Below are 15,199 nucleotides of genomic sequence, written 5' to 3' on the forward strand. Positions count from 1 at the left end.
GGAGAGTTGTATAAGAGACAGCTCCACAAACTCGTCATGCCCGGGCTTGTCCCGGGCATCCACGTCTTTGTTTCCAGGCGAAGAAAGACGTGGATGGCCGGGACAAGCCCGGCCATGACGGTGCGGAAGAATCGGTTCATTCCATATGCGATTGCCCTGCCACACGCGGGGCGAGGTGAAGCGGAGTGCGTCGCTCGAACATGCTTTCAAGCCGCGCGCTTCGCCTTCTTCACAACGACCTCCGGCGCCGGCGCGCAAGACAGCCGCTTCTGATGGCCCTCGCCCCAGGCTTTCAAAATATCGATCACCGGGCGCAGGCTCTCGCCGAGTTCGGAAAGTGTATATTCGACCCGCGGCGGCACCTCGGCATAGACCTTGCGGATCACGAGGCCATCGTCCTCGAGCGCGCGCAGCTGCTTGGTCAACATGCGCTGGGTGATGCCGGGCATCCGCTTCCGCAGCTCGCCGAACCGCTGGGTGCCGGCCTGCAAGTGGTACAGGATCACGCCCTTCCATTTGCCGTCGATCAGGTCCAGCGCCGCCTCGACCGCGCAGCCCGGCCGGCGCGCAAAATTCTGCCGTTTCATCGGAGATTTCCCAATAGTATACAAACAGGGACTAGTTCCCTGTTTTTACAGTACTTGCCAAAAGGACGCCAGCGCGACAGGTAAGACGGCAGGCAATCGCCCACCACGGAGACCAGGCATGAAGGCCGTCGGATACCAAAAATCGCTGCCGATCGAGGCGGCGGATTCGCTCGTCGATTTCGAGATCGCCAAGTCCGAGCCGAAGGGGCGCGACGTCCGCGTCGCGGTGAAGGCCATCTCGGCCAATCCGGTCGACTACAAGGTGCGCAAGCGCGCGGCGCCGACCGACGGCGGCTACAAGATCCTCGGCTTCGACGCGGCCGGCGTGGTCGACGCGGTCGGGCCCGACGTCTCGCTCTTCAAGCCCGGCGACGAGGTGTTCTACGCGGGCTCGATCCTGCGCCAGGGCACCAATTCGGAATTTCACCTGGTCGACGAACGCATCGTCGGCAACAAGCCGGCGTCGCTTTCCTTCGCGCAGGCCGCCGCCCTGCCCCTGACCTCGATCACCGCGTGGGAGCTGCTGTTCGACCGGCTCGGCGCGGTGCCGGGCAAGAGCCTCGATCCGCGCACGCTGCTGATCACCGGCGGCGCCGGCGGTGTCGGCTCGATCCTGATCCAGCTTGCGCGCCGCCTCACCGGGCTGACCGTGGTCGCGACCGCAACGCGGCCGGAGTCGCAAAAGTGGTGCCGCGATCTCGGCGCCCATGCGGTGATCGACCACTCGCAGCCGATGAAGGAGCAGATCGAAAAACTGAAGTTGCCGCCGGTCGGCCTCGTCGCCAGCCTCACCTTCACCGACCAGCACTACAAGTCGATCGCCGACTTCATCGCGCCGCAGGGCAAGTTCGGCCTGATCGACGATCCGCCGGAGTTCAACGTCGCCGCGTTCAAGGGCAAGGCGGTTTCGGTGCACTGGGAATCGATGTTCACGCGTTCCTCGTTCCAGACGCCTGACATGATCGCGCAGCATCATCTGCTCAACGATGTCGCCGACCTGATCGACAAGGGCGTGCTGCGCACCACGCTCGACCAGACCTTCGGTACCATCAACGCTGCGAACCTCAAGCGCGCCCACGCTTTACTGGAAAGCGGCAAGTCACGCGGCAAGATCGTGCTGGAAGGCTGGTAAGGCTCCTAACGTCCGCTTCCTCATGCCCGGGGGCAACATCCCGGGCATGATATCCCCACAGGCCCGCCGCGGCTTTTGCCAAAGCCACGGCATCGCCTGTATGATTTGCGCAACGATCACCCCGTCCTCAATCCAACCGCGCAAGACGCGGCTGGAGCGGTGGTGACGCCCACGGGGATGGGAGGAAACCGATGAATTTGCTCACGGCCGATCCGTCGCGGATCGATCCGGAGTGGATGACGCGGGCGCTGCGCGAAGCCGGCGTGATCGACCAGGTCAGGGTCGTCGATCTCGCGTGCAAGCCGGTCGGCAATGGCCTCGTCGGCGACAGCTATCGATTTCACCTGACCTATGACGGCGATGAGCCGAACACGCCCGCGAGCGTGGTCGGAAAATTCCCGGCCGCGGATCCCGACAGCCGCCACTCCGGTTCCGCGCATACGCTTTACGTCCGCGAGGTCGCGTTCTATCGCGAGCTGGCCGCGACCGTCGCCATTCACACGCCGCGGCCGATTCTCGCCGAGATCGATCCGGCGACCGACGACTTCACCCTGATCCTGGAGGACCTGGCGCCGGCGCGCGCGGGTGATCAGCTCGCCGGATGCGTGATCGCCGACTGCCTGACGGCGATGCGTGAGGCCGCCGCGCTGCATGCACCACGCTGGAACGACCCGACGCTCGACACCGTGCAATGCTTCGTGGTGGCCGCAAGCCGGCGCAGAGACCTTCGCGCGGTGCTGCCCGGCATCATCGGTCACTACAAGGAGCGATATCGCGGCGTGATCGAGCCGGAATTTCTTGATCTGATCGACCGGCTTCCGGACGCGCTATTGCGCTACCAGTCCGATCGATCGGCGCCGCGAACGCTGCAGCACGCGGATTTCCGGCTCGACAACATGCTGTTCGACGTCCGCGGCAATACCCATCCGATGGCGACGCTGGACTGGCAGACGCTGACAGTGGGCCCGGGAATCGTCGACGTCGCCTATTTCCTCTCGGCCGGCATCGATCCGATCGAACGACGGCTTCATGAGGCCGACCTGGTGCGGTTCTATCATTCGGAACTGATCCGGCGCGGCGTGCGGGGATATGGCTGGGACGATTGCTGGCGGGATTACCGGCGTTACACGCTGCACGGCATCATGATGGGCGTCGTCTCCGCGCTCAGCGTCCAGCGCTCCGAGCGCGGCGACGCGCTGTTCCTGAAAATGACCCGCGGCGCCTGCGCGCAAGCGCTGGACCACAACAGTTTTTCATACTGGCAGGACTAGGGCGTTTTCGAGCGAACCGTATAGCGGTTCGCGTGCGGATGACGCGTCAGGACAGCGAAAGGGATCGGCGTGCTCAACAAACTGGACGACTTCCCCATCCACCAGACGCCGGAGCCGATCGCGGTTCCCTCGACCAGCGACCGCAATGTCTATGATCGGACCTGGTTCAATGGCTATACCGCCGACGGCGCGTATTATTTCGGCATCGGCATCGCGATCTACCCGCACCGCAAGATCCTCGATTGCGCCTTCAGCGTCGTGGAACGCGGTGGGCGGCAGCACTGCTTTTACGGTTCGCGGCGGGCCCCGATCGAGCGCACCGAGATGCAGGTCGGTCCGTTCCGGCTCGAAGTGCTCGAGCCGATGCTGCGGACCCGGGTCGTGCTCGACGACAATGCGACGGGCCTCGCCTGCGACCTGACCTTCTCCGCGCGCACGGCGGCGATCCAGGAAGCGCGCCAGACGCTTTGGTCCGGCGGCCGCCGCGCGATGGATTCGACCCGGTTCGACCAGTTCGGCCGCTGGAGCGGCGTCATCAGCCACCCCGACGGCGGGATCAAGGTCGACGATCGCACCTGCTACGGCACCAAGGATCGCTCCTGGGGCGTGCGCAATGTCGGCGAGCGCGACGTCGGAGGCGCGCCGATGCCGCCACCGAGCGTGTTCTTCCTCTGGGCGCCGCTGGTCTGGGACGACCACATCTCGCACGCGATCTTCTTCGACGGGACGCAGGGCGAAGCGCTGGTCCGCGAGGGCATCACCGCGCCGCTCTACCGAAGCGAGGCCGAGATCCCCGGCGTGATCGACGGCCTCGACCGCCGCATGGCGACCGCGCGGCATCGCGTCAAATACGTGCCGAACACCCGGCTCGCGCAGTCGGCTGAAATCGACCTCGTCGATATCGACGGCCACACCACGACCATCGCGCTCGACCCGATCCTCAAATTCCAGATGAAGGGCCTCGGCTACGGCCATCCGCAATGGGGCCAGGGCATGTGGAAGGGCGAGCTCGAGATCGGCGGCGAGTCGTTCGATCCAGTCACGCTGGACCCGCTGGCCCGCGAGAATGTGCACGTGCAGCAGGTGGTCCGCGCCCGCCAGGGCGGGCAGACCGGAATTGGCGTGCTGGAGCAGATTTGCTTCGGCCCTTACCGTCCCGCGGGCTTCAGCGAATTCCTGGACGGCGCGAAGGGATAGCTAGAGCCTATCCCGTTCCGATTGAATCGGAACGGGGCTCTAGATTCTTGTTTTGACGCGTTTTCTTCACGCGAACCGGTATCCACTTCGCTCGAAAACGCTCTAGATCGGCGGCACGCCCTCGACGAACAGAAGGCGTCGCTCCAGCGCGGTTGCGCGAAGCTTCAACGCTTCGGCGTATTCCGGTGATGCGTACCATTCGCGCAGGCGCGCCATGGTCGGAAATTCGACGATGACGATCGCGTTCGGTGGTGGACCGCCCTCCACCAGTTCAGCCGCGCCGCCGCGCACGACGTAGCGCCCGCCATATTGCGCGATGGTGTTCGCCGCCAGCGTCCGATAGGCATCGAACGCAGCGGCGTCCCGCATCTCGACCTCGGAAATCACATAGGCCGGCATGCGGCCTCATGCGATCGTGTTGACGATGCCGCCCTCGGCGCGCAGCGCGGCGCCGTTGGTCGCGGAGGCCTGCTTGGAGCAGACATAGACCACGAGATTGGCGATCTCCTCGGTGCTGGCAAAGCGCTGCAGCAGCGAGGTCGGCCGGTGCTGCTTGACGAAGTTCGAAGCCGCCTCCTCGACCGACTGGCCGTTCTGCTTGGCGAGATCCTTCACGAAGGTCTCGACGCCCTCGGACATGGTCGGTCCGGGCAGCACCGAGTTGACGGTAACGGCGGTGCCCTTGGTCAGCTCGGCGAGGCCGCGCGCGATCGCAAGCTGCGCGGTCTTGGTCATGCCGTAGTGGATCATCTCGGTCGGAATGTTGAGGCCGGATTCGGAGGAGATGAAGACGATGCGGCCCCAGTTGCGCTTCAGCATGCCCTGCATGTAGCCGCGCGACAGCCGCACGCCCGACATCACGTTGACCTCGAAGAAGCGGCTCCAGTCCTCGTCGGGAATGTCAAAGAACGGCTTCGGTTCGAAGATGCCGGCATTGTTGACGAGGATGTCGACGTCCGGCAGCGCCGCGAGCAGCGCCTTGCAGCCCGCCGCGGTCGAGACATCGGCGGCAATGCCGCGGACCTTTGCGCCGGGCACTGCTTTGGTGATCGCGGCAATCGCGGCATCGACCTTGGCCTGGCCGCGGCCATTGACCACGACCTCGGCACCGGTCGCCGCCAGCCCCTTCGCAATGGCGTTGCCGATGCCCGCCGTGGAGCCGGTTACCAGCGCAGTCTTTCCGGAAAGGTCGATTTTCATCTGTCATCTCCATTGATGTCGATGAGATATCGGGCGCGGCACGATGCACCGCAATTGTGTCTCACCGATGCGTGAGGAAATAGAACACACCTCGTCGTCCTGGCGAAAGCCAGGACCCATTACCACCGCAGGTGATTATGAGAAGGATTTGAGCCCCAGCGTCGCGCAACAATTTAGATTTGGGGTAATGGGTCCTGGCTTTCGCCAGGACGACGGGGATGGAGCGCGGCCGTCAAATAAAAACGGCGCCCGAAGGCGCCGTTCTCAAAATCTGCTCGGTAACCGGGCTTACGCCGCCTCGGCTTCCTTGTCCTGCGTCGGACCGGAGTCCTGGCCCTTGGCGTCGACGTCGCGGTCGACGAACTCGATCACGGCCATCGCCGCGTTGTCGCCGTAGCGGAAGCCGGCCTTGATGATGCGGGTGTAGCCGCCCTGGCGATCCTTGTAGCGGGTCGCCAGCGTGTCGAACAGCTTCTTGACCTGGTCGACGTCGCGCAGCTCCGAGATCGCCTGGCGGCGCAGGGCGAGGCCGCCCTTCTTGCCGAGGGTGACGAGCTTCTCGACGATCGGCCGCAGTTCCTTGGCCTTCGGCAGCGTGGTGACGATCTGCTCGTGCTTGATCAGCGCGGCCGCCATGTTGGCGAACATCGCACGCCGGTGCTCGGCGGTGCGGTTGAGCTTCCGATGAACCTTGCCGTGACGCATTGTCTATTCCTTACTTGGTATCTGCCGCGACGGTTCGTCGGACATGTTGCTCAGGTGGGCTGCCTGCGTTCGCCCGGTAGAATCATGGCCGGGACAGCCCGGCCATGATGATGGAATCGGATCAGTAGTGATCCTCGAAGCGCTTGGCGAGCTCGTCGATGTTCTCCGGCGGCCAGCCCGGCACTTCCATGCCGAGGTGCAGACCCATCTGGGCCAGCACTTCCTTGATCTCGTTCAGCGACTTGCGGCCGAAGTTCGGGGTGCGGAGCATTTCCGCTTCCGACTTCTGCACGAGGTCGCCGATGTAGACGATGTTGTCGTTCTTCAGGCAGTTTGCCGAACGCACTGACAGCTCGAGCTCGTCGACCTTCTTGAGGAACGCCGGGTTGAACGCGAGATCGGGGATGATCTCCTGCGTGACTTCCTTGCGCGGCTCTTCGAAGTTGACGAACACGTTGAGCTGATCCTGCAGGATGCGCGCGGCATAGGCCACCGCGTCCTCCGGCGTGATGGCGCCGTTGGTCTCGATCGTCATGGTCAGCTTGTCGTAGTCGAGGATCTGGCCCTCACGGGTGTTCTCGACCTTGTAGGAGACCTTGCGGACCGGCGAGAACAGGCTGTCGACCGGGATCAGGCCGATCGGAGCATCCTCCGGACGGTTGCGCTCGGCGGCGACATAGCCCTTGCCGGTCGTGACCGTGAACTCCATGCGGATCTCGGCGCCGTCGTCCAGCGTGCAGAGCTGCAGGTCGGGGTTGAGCACGGTGACATCGCCGACGGTCTGGATGTCGCCGGCGGTGACGGCGCCCGGGCCCTGCTTCTTCACGACCATGCGCTTCGGGCCTTCGCCCTGCATCTTGATCGAGATGTCCTTGATGTTGAGGACGATGTCGGTGACGTCTTCACGGACACCGGCGATCGAGGAGAACTCGTGCAGCACGCCGTCGATATGCACCGACTGCACCGCCGCGCCCTGCAGCGAGGACAACAGGATGCGGCGCAGCGCGTTGCCGAGCGTCTGGCCGAAGCCGCGCTCGAGCGGTTCAGCGACCACGGTGGCGAACCGGCTCGCGTCCGAGCCCGGCGTCACCTGCAGCTTGTTCGGTCGAATGAGTTCTTGCCAATTTTTCTGGATCGTCACTGTTTCACCCATTTGCCGGTCAGGGGGCCAAATCGAATGGCCGAACCCGGCGTTGGAGATCGCGGATCAGTCCGCGCGGTCAATTCCAAAAACCATCGCACGGCGGCCAGAGGCCGCCCGCGACTTACAGATCAAACGCGCCGACGCTTGCGCGGACGGCAGCCATTGTGCGGGATGGTGGTCACGTCGCGGATCGAGGTGACGGTGAAGCCCGCAGCCTGCAGCGCGCGGAGCGCCGACTCACGGCCCGAACCCGGGCCGGCCACTTCAACCTCCAGCGTGCGCATGCCGTGTTCCTGCGCCTTCTTGGAGACGTCTTCGGCCGCGACCTGCGCGGCATAGGGGGTCGACTTGCGCGAGCCCTTGAAGCCCATGGTGCCGGCCGACGACCAGGCGATGGTGTTGCCCTGCGCGTCGGTGATGGTGATGGTCGTGTTGTTGAACGACGAATTCACGTGCGCGATGCCGGAGGCGATGTTCTTGCGTTCGCGGCGGCGTACGCGGGTGGCTTCCTTGCCCATTTCAAACCTTTCCTGTGATCTCAACGCCGCCGTAGTGCCAGCGGCTACACCTCAAAACGCAAATGGCGAGTAGCGAATTTTCGATTCGCTACTCCCCACCTGCAATTCGCAAATCTTACTTCTTCTTGCCGGCGATCGCCTTGGCCGGCCCCTTGCGGGTGCGCGCATTGGTGTGGGTGCGCTGGCCGCGCACCGGCAGACCGCGGCGATGACGCAGGCCGCGATAGCAGCCGAGGTCCATCAGCCGCTTGATGTTGATGCCGACCTCACGACGAAGATCGCCCTCGACCAGATAGTCGCGGTCGATGACTTCGCGGATCTGCAGGACCTCCTGGTCGGTCAACTGGTTGACGCGACGGTCCAGCGGGATCTTGACCTTCTCCACGATGTCGGCCGCGTGCTTCTGGCCGATGCCATGGATGTACTGAAGCGCGATCAGAACGCGCTTGTTGGTAGGAATGTTGACGCCGGCAATACGGGCCACGGACTTCTCTCCTGTCGCCGATCCATCACGGATACGGGCTTCTCGAGTTCTTGCTCTCTCGGGCTTGTGTCCACAAACGCGAACACGACGCCCTCCCCTCATGTCCTTCGGGGCCCGGCATCGTCATAAAACTATCCAACTTGGATGCGGGGCTTATTAAAGGATTCATGTCGGTTTCGTCAACCGCTCCTAGCGTTTAGCTCGCTTTTTCGTGAGCTTTTTTGCCGCCTTTTTGGCGGTCTTTGCTCCCTTGCGGGCTTTCGCGGCGCCGGCGGCCTTCTTTACCGCCTGCTTTGCGGCTTTCTTCACGGTTTTCTTGGCGGCTTTGGCCTTGGAGGGCGCCTTGGCAGCCTTCCGGGCCGATTTGGCGGCCTTTTTGGCTGATTTAGCTACCTTCTTGGCCGGCTTCTTGCTGGCCCTCATGGCCACCTTGGCGGCCTTTTTAGCCGCCTTGGGGGCGTGATCCTCGTGATCCTTCGGTTCCAGCGCGCCGAGCGCGGTCAGGATCCGGTTGATCTCGCGGGTGACGTGCTCGATGGTCATCATGCCATCGACCGTCAGGAGCTTCCGCCGCTCCGAATAGTAGTGGATCAGCGGCTCCGTCAGCGAACGGTACTGCGCCAGGCGCTTGGTCAGCACCTCCGGCGTGTCGTCGAGGCGGACTTCCTCGCCGCGCGCGCGGGTTTCCTCGGCACGCTTCTCAACGCGGGCGAGCAGCGCGCTCTCGTTGACGCGGAGCTCGACCACGGCGTCGAGCTTGAGGTGCTTTTTCCGGAGCAGATCGTCGAGCGCCGCGGCCTGAGGCACGGTGCGCGGGAAGCCGTCGAGAATAAAGCCCTTCTTGGCATCGGGCTCCTCGATCCGGTCGGCGATGATTCCCACCACGACCTCGTCGGGAACCAGGCCGCCATTGGCCATGATCTCCTTGGCCTGCAAGCCGATCGGCGTGCCCGCGGCTACCGCAGCGCGCAGCATCTCACCGGTCGAGAGCTGGACGATGCCGTGCTTGTGCACCAGCCGCTGCGCCTGGGTTCCCTTGCCCGAGCCCGGCGGCCCCAAAAGGATCAATCTCATTTCTGTTTCGCCCCCCGGCTAGGTGGGCGACGTCCGCACACCTGTGTTTTGAGTTCGAAGCCGAGCCGCGATCAGCGGCGGCGGCCTCCCCTGAGCTTCGACTTCCTGATCAGCCCTTCATACTGATGAGCGAGCAGATAGCCCTGCACCTGCGACACCGTATCCATCGTCACGCTGACGACGATCAACAGCGAGGTGCCGCCAAAGTAGAACGGGACAGATGCGTAGGAAATCAGAATTTCAGGAATCAGGCAGACGATCGCGAGATACACCGCGCCGAGCACCGTGATGCGCGACAGCACATAGTCGATGTACTCGGCGGTGCGCTCGCCGGGCCGGATGCCGGGGATGAAGCCGCCATGCTTCTTCAGATTGTCCGCGGTCTCGGTCGGGTTGAACACGATCGCGGTGTAGAAGAACGCGAAGAACACGATCAGCGCGAGATACATGAACAGGAACAGCGGCCGGCCATGGCTGAGCTGGGTCGTGATCCACTGGAACCATTCCGGCCCCTTGCCGGCGTTGAAGTTCGCGACCGTGGTCGGCAGCAACAGCAGCGACGAGGCGAAGATCGGCGGAATCACGCCCGAGGTGTTGAGCTTGAGCGGCAGATGCGAGGACTGCCCCTCGAACATCTTGTTGCCGACCTGGCGCTTCGGATACTGGATCAAAAGCCGGCGCTGCGCGCGCTCCATGAACACGATGAAGGCGATCACGGCGACCGCCATCACGATGACGATCAGGATCAGGCCGGTCGACATCGCGCCCTGGCGGCCGAGCTCCAGCATGTTGGCGAGCGCCGACGGCAATTCGGCGACGATGCCCGCCAGGATGATCAGCGAAATACCGTTGCCGATGCCGCGCGAGGTGATCTGCTCGCCGAGCCACATCAGGAACATGGTGCCGCCGGTCAGCGTGATCGCGGTCGAGATCCGGAAGAACATGCCGGGGTCGCTGACGACATTGCCGGCGCCTTCGAGGCCGATCGCGATGCCGTAGGACTGGAACAGCGCCAGGATCACCGTCAGATAGCGCGTGTACTGGTTCAGCGTCTTGCGGCCCGCCTCGCCTTCCTTCTTGAGCGCCTCGAGCTGCGGCGACACGGTGGTCAGCAGCTGCACGATGATCGATGCCGAGATGTACGGCATGATGTTCAGCGCGAAGATCGCCATGCGGTGGATGCCGCCGCCGGCGAACATGTTGAACATGCCGAGGATGCCGCCGGACTGGCTGCGGAACACCTGCTCCCAGATGTTGGGATCGATGCCGGGCAGCGGTATGTAGGTGCCGAGCCGATAAACAAGCAGCGCACCCAGGGTGAACCAGATGCGCTTCTTCAGCTCGTCGGCTTTCGCCAGCTGTCCGAAATTGAGGTTGGCGGCAAGTTGTTCGGCTGCTGAGACCATGTTTCGGCTTTCTCCCGGAGCCCACTTCGCCAGCGCCCCCAAGGAGATCAATTCCCTGGGCGCCAGCAGACACCGGACATTATCTGGTGCTCGGCCTCGATAAGTCCATCATTCGATCTGCGGATTGCCCGCGCGTCGCGGGCAATGACGCAGATGTTACGCCGCCTCGCCTTCTTCCTTGGCGGGGGCCAGGATCTTGACCGAGCCGCCGGCCTTCTCGACCGCGGCAATGGCCGACTTGGAAGCGCCGTGCACCTCGATGGTCAGCTTGGTCTTGATCTCGCCGCGGCCGAGCAGCCGCAGGCCGTCCTTGGCGCGGCGCAGCACGCCAGCCTTCACCAGCGATTCGACGTTCACCGTCGCGCTCGCATCGACCAGCTTGTTGTCGATCGCTTCCTGCAGACGGTCGAGATTGATCTCGGCGAAGTCGAGCCGGAAGATGTTGTTGAAGCCGCGCTTCGGCAGACGGCGATGCATCGGCATCTGGCCGCCTTCGAAACCCTTGATGCGGACGCCCGAACGCGCGGTCTGGCCCTTGCCGCCGCGGCCCGAGGTCTTGCCCTTGCCGGAACCGATGCCACGGCCGACACGCATGCGCTTCTTGCGCGAGCCGGCGTTGTCGGCGATATCGCTGAGCTTCATCGCCCTTCTCCTTATCTCTGCTTACTCGCCGACGACGCGGACGAGATGCTGAACCTTGCTGATCATGCCGCGAACTTCAGGGGTATCCTGCAGCTCGGCAACCCGGCCGATCTTGTTGAGCTTGAGGCCGATCAGCGTCGAACGCTGCGAGTGATGGCGGCGGATTGCGCTGCCGATCTGCTCGACCTTGATGGTCTTGCTGGCCTTGGCCATGACAGTAACTCCGAATAGCGCTTCGAGAAGCGCGCGTTGTTATTCCGCCACCACTTCGGCGTCGCCGCCGACGCGGCGCGATTGCAGGGTGGAGACCTTGATGTTGCGGCGTGCCGCCACCGAGCGCGGCGAATCCTGATGCTTCAGCGCGTCGAACGTGGCGCGAACCATGTTGTAGGGATTCGACGAGCCGATCGACTTCGCCACCACGTCCTGGATGCCGAGCGTCTCGAACACCGCACGCATCGGGCCGCCGGCGATGATGCCGGTACCGGCCGGAGCGGCACGCAGGTAGACGCGGCCGGCGCCGTGACGGCCGGCGATGTCGTGATGCAGCGTGCGGCCTTCGCGAAGCGCGACGCGCGTCAGGTTGCGCTTCGCCGATTCGGTCGCCTTGCGGATCGCTTCCGGAACTTCGCGCGCCTTGCCGTGGCCGAAACCGACCCGGCCCTTCTGGTCGCCGATCACGACCAGCGCCGCAAAGCCGAAGCGCTTGCCGCCCTTGACGACCTTCGCCACGCGATTGATGTGGACGAGCTTGTCGACGAACTCGCTGTCGCGCTCCTCGCGCTCCCTGCTCCGTTCGCGTCCGCCGCGTTCGCGTTCACCTGCCATGGTGTTTTCCAATCTCTAGGAGGCCTTGCGCCTCTTTCCTCGTCATCGTTCGTAAAATTTAGAAGCTCAATCCGCCTTCGCGCGCTGCATCCGCGAGCGCCTTGACGCGCCCGTGATAGATGTAGGCGCCGCGATCGAACACGACTTCCCTGACACCCTTCTGCGCCGCGCGCTCGGCGAGCAGCTTGCCGACCGCCTTCGCCGCATCGATGTCGGCGCCGGTCTTGCCGGCGTCGCGCATGGTCTTCTCCAGCGACGAGGCGGAGGCGAGCGTCTCGCCCTTCTGGTCGTCGATGACCTGGGCGTAGATGTGCTTGGACGAGCGGAACACCGACAGCCGCGGACGGCCGCCTGCCGAGCGGCGAAGCGCAAGGCGCACGCGCTGCTTGCGCCGGGCATTCGTAACCTTGAGTGACATGACCGGCTCCGTTACTTCTTCTTGCCTTCCTTGCGGAAGATGAATTCGTTGGCGTACTTCACGCCCTTGCCCTTGTAGGGCTCCGGCGGACGGTAGGCGCGGATCTCGGCGGCGACCTGGCCGACGCGCTGCGGATCGTTGCCGGTGATCGTGATCTCGGTCGGCTTCGGCACCGCGATGGTGATGCCTTCCGGGATCGCGTACACCACGTCGTGGCTGTAGCCGAGCGCGAGCTGCACGTTCTTGCCCTGCATTGCGGCGCGGTAGCCGACGCCGGTGATCTCGAGCTTCTTCTCGAAGCCCTTGGTGACGCCCTCGACGAGGTTGGCGACCTGCGCGCGCGCGGTGCCGTACATCGCCTGCGCGCGGTTGGTCTTGATCCGCGGAGCGACCTTGACCTGGCCGTTCTCGAACTTCACCTCGACGTCGTCATGCACGACGAACTGAAGCTGGCCCTTCGGCCCCTTCACCTTGACGGTCTGACCTTCGACGGTCGCCGTCACACCCGACGGGATCGCCACCGGCCTTTTGCCGATACGTGACATCGTAAAATCCTTCCTCAGAACACCGTGAAGAGAACTTCGCCGCCCACGTTGGCGTCGCGCGCCTGGTGGTCAGCCATGATTCCCTTCGGCGTCGACAACACCGAAATGCCGAGACCGTTGTTCACGCGCGGCAGGTTCTTCACCGAGGCGTAAACGCGGCGGCCCGGCTTCGACACCCGCTCGATCTCGCGGATGACGGGCTCGCCGTCGAAATACTTCAGTTCGATCTCGAGCTCGCTCCGGCCCGAGGCATGCTCGACGCTGGCGTAGCCGCGGATGTACCCCTCGGACTTCAGCACCTCGAGCACGTTGGCGCGCATCTTCGAGCCCGGGCTCGAGACCTTGGACTTGGAGCGCATCTGCGCGTTGCGGATGCGGGTGATGAGATCGCTGATCGGATCGTGCGTAGACATTGTTCCGACCCTCCCTTACCAGCTCGACTTCACGAGGCCGGGAACCAGGCCCTTGGAGCCGAGTTCACGCAGCGCGATGCGCGAGAGCTTGTTCTTGCGATAGTTCGAGCGCGGACGCCCGGTCAGCTCGCAACGGTTGCGGATGCGCGTCGGCGACGAGTTGCGCGGCATCTCGGCGAGCTTCAGCGTCGCCGCGAAGCGCTCTTCCATCGGCTTGGTCTTGTCGGCGATGATCGCCTTCAGCTTCTCGCGACGCGGGCCGGCGTTCTTCGCCATCCGCTTGCGCCGGTTGTTCTTCTCGACTGAACTCTTCTTTGCCATGCTTGGCTCCTGGGTATCCGCGTTTGAGTGGCTTTGGCTCAGCTACTCACTGCCGGAACGGGAAATTGAAAGCGGTCAACAAGGCACGCGCCTCGTCGTCGGTCTTGGCGGTGGTGCAGACCGTGATGTCCATGCCACGCGCTTCCGAGACCTTGTCGAAGTCGATCTCGGGGAAAATGATGTGCTCCTTGATGCCGAGCGAATAGTTGCCGCGGCCGTCGAAGCTCTTCGGGTTCAGGCCGCGGAAGTCGCGGACGCGGGGCAGCGCCACGTTCACCAGGCGGTCGATGAACTCGTACATATGGGTCTTGCGCAACGTGACCTTGCAGCCGATCGGCTGGTTTTCACGCAGCTTGAAGGTCGCGATCGCAATCCGCGAATAGGTCACGATCGCCTTCTGGCCGGCGATCTGGGTCAGCTCGGCGGCGGCGGTCTCGGCCTTCTTGCGGTCGTTGACGGAGTCGCCCACGCCCATGTTGAGCACGACCTTGTCGAGGCGCGGCACCTGCATCACGTTGGCATAACCGAACTTCTCGGTCATCATGCCGCGGATCTTCTTGTCGTACTCCGCGCGCAGACGCGGCGTGTAAGCTGTATCAGCCATCGATCTCTGCTCCCGAGCTCTTGGCAACACGAACCTTCTTGCCATCGGCCTGAATCTTGAACCCGATGCGGGTCGGCTTTCCGTCCTTGCCGACATACGCAATGTTCGAAAGGTCGATCGGCATCTCCTTGGAGATGATGCCGCCTTCCTGGGTCTGGGTCTGCTTCTGGTGACGCTTCACCAAGTTGATGCCGCGAACGAGAGCCTTGTTCTCGTCCGGACGCACCTCGAACACCTCGCCGGTGCGACCCTTGTCGCGGCCGGTGAGCACCATCACCTTGTCGCCCTTGCGGATCTTGGCAGCCATCACAGCACCTCCGGCGCGAGCGAAATGATCTTCATGTGGTTCTTGGCGCGCAGCTCGCGCGGCACCGGCCCGAAGATACGGGTGCCGACCGGCTCGGACTGATTGTTGATCAGCACGGCGGCGTTGCGGTCGAAGCGGATGACCGAACCGTCGGCGCGGCGGATGTCCTTGCGGACCCGGACCACGACGGCCTTCATCACGTCGCCCTTCTTCACCTTGCCACGCGGAATGGCTTCCTTGATCGACACAACGATAACGTCGCCCACGGTGGCATAGCGGCGCTTGGAACCTCCAAGAACCTTGATGCACATGACACGGCGTGCGCCTGAATTATCGGCCACGTCGAGGTTGGTCTGCATCTGAATCATTGATGCACCTCGTCCTCTTTCTGCGCTTTAGCGCG

At 63.8% G+C, this 15,199-nt stretch carries 22 protein-coding genes; 3 read left to right on the plus strand and 19 right to left on the minus strand.

What is annotated here, in order from left to right; all coding sequences use genetic code 11:
* Window positions 1–206 precede the first annotated feature (206 nt).
* Window positions 207–587 carry a winged helix-turn-helix transcriptional regulator gene (locus AC1VNY_RS19895; RefSeq protein WP_482406479.1) on the minus strand — a complete coding sequence of 127 codons (381 nt, stop codon included), beginning with the start codon at window positions 585–587 and terminating at the stop codon, window positions 207–209.
* A 118-nt stretch (window positions 588–705) separates the two neighbouring features.
* On the opposite strand from AC1VNY_RS19895, the gene AC1VNY_RS19900 reads away from it, so the two are divergent.
* From AC1VNY_RS19900 to AC1VNY_RS19910, 3 genes are all read left to right on the plus strand, one after another.
* Window positions 706–1,719: a zinc-binding alcohol dehydrogenase family protein gene (locus AC1VNY_RS19900; RefSeq protein ID WP_482406480.1), complete on the plus strand. Its 1,014-nt coding sequence runs from the start codon at window positions 706–708 to the stop codon at window positions 1,717–1,719.
* A gap of 191 nt (window positions 1,720–1,910) precedes the next feature.
* Entirely contained in the window at window positions 1,911–2,990 is a 1,080-nt protein-coding gene (locus AC1VNY_RS19905) for a phosphotransferase (RefSeq protein ID WP_482406481.1), read from the plus strand.
* Window positions 2,991–3,059: 69 nt separating this feature from the next.
* Window positions 3,060–4,187, plus strand: a complete 1,128-nt coding sequence (locus tag AC1VNY_RS19910; RefSeq protein ID WP_482406482.1) for an Rv3169 family protein — start codon at window positions 3,060–3,062, stop codon at window positions 4,185–4,187.
* 102 nt (window positions 4,188–4,289) lie between these two features.
* On the opposite strand, the gene AC1VNY_RS19915 is transcribed toward AC1VNY_RS19910, so the two are convergent.
* The 18 genes from AC1VNY_RS19915 to rplN all read right to left on the minus strand — a co-directional run bounded on the left by AC1VNY_RS19915 (window position 4,290) and on the right by rplN (window position 15,164).
* A complete protein-coding gene (locus tag AC1VNY_RS19915) occupies window positions 4,290–4,586 on the minus strand; it encodes a DUF1330 domain-containing protein (RefSeq protein WP_482406483.1) in 297 nt (98 codons plus the stop codon).
* 6 nt (window positions 4,587–4,592) lie between these two features.
* Window positions 4,593–5,387: an SDR family NAD(P)-dependent oxidoreductase gene (locus tag AC1VNY_RS19920; protein WP_482406484.1), complete on the minus strand. Its 795-nt coding sequence runs from the start codon at window positions 5,385–5,387 to the stop codon at window positions 4,593–4,595.
* A 288-nt stretch (window positions 5,388–5,675) separates the two neighbouring features.
* Window positions 5,676–6,092 (minus strand): 50S ribosomal protein L17, encoded by a 417-nt coding sequence (rplQ, locus tag AC1VNY_RS19925; RefSeq protein WP_028339307.1) that lies wholly within the window; start codon window positions 6,090–6,092, stop codon window positions 5,676–5,678.
* Between the two features lie 121 nt (window positions 6,093–6,213).
* Window positions 6,214–7,245, minus strand: a complete 1,032-nt coding sequence (locus AC1VNY_RS19930) for a DNA-directed RNA polymerase subunit alpha (protein WP_035631062.1) — start codon at window positions 7,243–7,245, stop codon at window positions 6,214–6,216.
* A 119-nt stretch (window positions 7,246–7,364) separates the two neighbouring features.
* Complete coding sequence (rpsK, locus tag AC1VNY_RS19935) at window positions 7,365–7,754, minus strand: 30S ribosomal protein S11 (protein ID WP_006021048.1); 390 nt, start codon at window positions 7,752–7,754, stop codon at window positions 7,365–7,367.
* A 115-nt stretch (window positions 7,755–7,869) separates the two neighbouring features.
* Window positions 7,870–8,238 carry a 30S ribosomal protein S13 gene (gene rpsM / locus AC1VNY_RS19940; RefSeq protein WP_028339308.1) on the minus strand — a complete coding sequence of 123 codons (369 nt, stop codon included), beginning with the start codon at window positions 8,236–8,238 and terminating at the stop codon, window positions 7,870–7,872.
* 189 nt (window positions 8,239–8,427) lie between these two features.
* Window positions 8,428–9,312, minus strand: coding sequence for an adenylate kinase (locus AC1VNY_RS19945; protein WP_482406485.1), 885 nt, complete (start codon window positions 9,310–9,312; stop codon window positions 8,428–8,430).
* Between the two features lie 71 nt (window positions 9,313–9,383).
* Entirely contained in the window at window positions 9,384–10,718 is a 1,335-nt protein-coding gene (gene secY, locus AC1VNY_RS19950) for a preprotein translocase subunit SecY (protein WP_016843764.1), read from the minus strand.
* A 156-nt stretch (window positions 10,719–10,874) separates the two neighbouring features.
* Window positions 10,875–11,360, minus strand: coding sequence for a 50S ribosomal protein L15 (gene rplO, locus AC1VNY_RS19955; protein ID WP_028339310.1), 486 nt, complete (start codon window positions 11,358–11,360; stop codon window positions 10,875–10,877).
* 21 nt (window positions 11,361–11,381) lie between these two features.
* Window positions 11,382–11,573: a 50S ribosomal protein L30 gene (gene rpmD / locus AC1VNY_RS19960; protein ID WP_028335461.1), complete on the minus strand. Its 192-nt coding sequence runs from the start codon at window positions 11,571–11,573 to the stop codon at window positions 11,382–11,384.
* Window positions 11,574–11,612: 39 nt separating this feature from the next.
* Window positions 11,613–12,188 carry a 30S ribosomal protein S5 gene (gene rpsE, locus AC1VNY_RS19965; RefSeq protein ID WP_016843761.1) on the minus strand — a complete coding sequence of 192 codons (576 nt, stop codon included), beginning with the start codon at window positions 12,186–12,188 and terminating at the stop codon, window positions 11,613–11,615.
* A gap of 58 nt (window positions 12,189–12,246) precedes the next feature.
* Window positions 12,247–12,606 carry a 50S ribosomal protein L18 gene (gene rplR / locus AC1VNY_RS19970; RefSeq protein WP_482406486.1) on the minus strand — a complete coding sequence of 120 codons (360 nt, stop codon included), beginning with the start codon at window positions 12,604–12,606 and terminating at the stop codon, window positions 12,247–12,249.
* A gap of 11 nt (window positions 12,607–12,617) precedes the next feature.
* Entirely contained in the window at window positions 12,618–13,151 is a 534-nt protein-coding gene (gene rplF, locus AC1VNY_RS19975; RefSeq protein ID WP_482406487.1) for a 50S ribosomal protein L6, read from the minus strand.
* Between the two features lie 14 nt (window positions 13,152–13,165).
* Window positions 13,166–13,564, minus strand: coding sequence for a 30S ribosomal protein S8 (rpsH, locus tag AC1VNY_RS19980; RefSeq protein ID WP_018272133.1), 399 nt, complete (start codon window positions 13,562–13,564; stop codon window positions 13,166–13,168).
* Between the two features lie 15 nt (window positions 13,565–13,579).
* Entirely contained in the window at window positions 13,580–13,885 is a 306-nt protein-coding gene (gene rpsN / locus AC1VNY_RS19985) for a 30S ribosomal protein S14 (RefSeq protein WP_016843757.1), read from the minus strand.
* Window positions 13,886–13,931: 46 nt separating this feature from the next.
* A complete protein-coding gene (gene rplE, locus AC1VNY_RS19990) occupies window positions 13,932–14,489 on the minus strand; it encodes a 50S ribosomal protein L5 (RefSeq protein ID WP_016843756.1) in 558 nt (185 codons plus the stop codon).
* On the minus strand, window positions 14,482–14,796 hold the full coding sequence (rplX, locus tag AC1VNY_RS19995) for a 50S ribosomal protein L24 (RefSeq protein ID WP_482406488.1): 315 nt from the start codon (window positions 14,794–14,796) through the stop codon (window positions 14,482–14,484). The genes rplE and rplX overlap by 8 nt, the downstream gene beginning before the upstream one ends.
* The gene (gene rplN / locus AC1VNY_RS20000) at window positions 14,796–15,164 is read right to left on the minus strand and encodes a 50S ribosomal protein L14 (protein WP_011473865.1); all 369 of its coding nucleotides are present in this window, start codon (window positions 15,162–15,164) and stop codon (window positions 14,796–14,798) included. The genes rplX and rplN overlap by 1 nt, the downstream gene beginning before the upstream one ends.
* Between the last annotated feature and the right edge of the window lie 35 nt (window positions 15,165–15,199).

It is taken from the genome of Bradyrhizobium ferriligni (genome assembly GCF_056837965.1).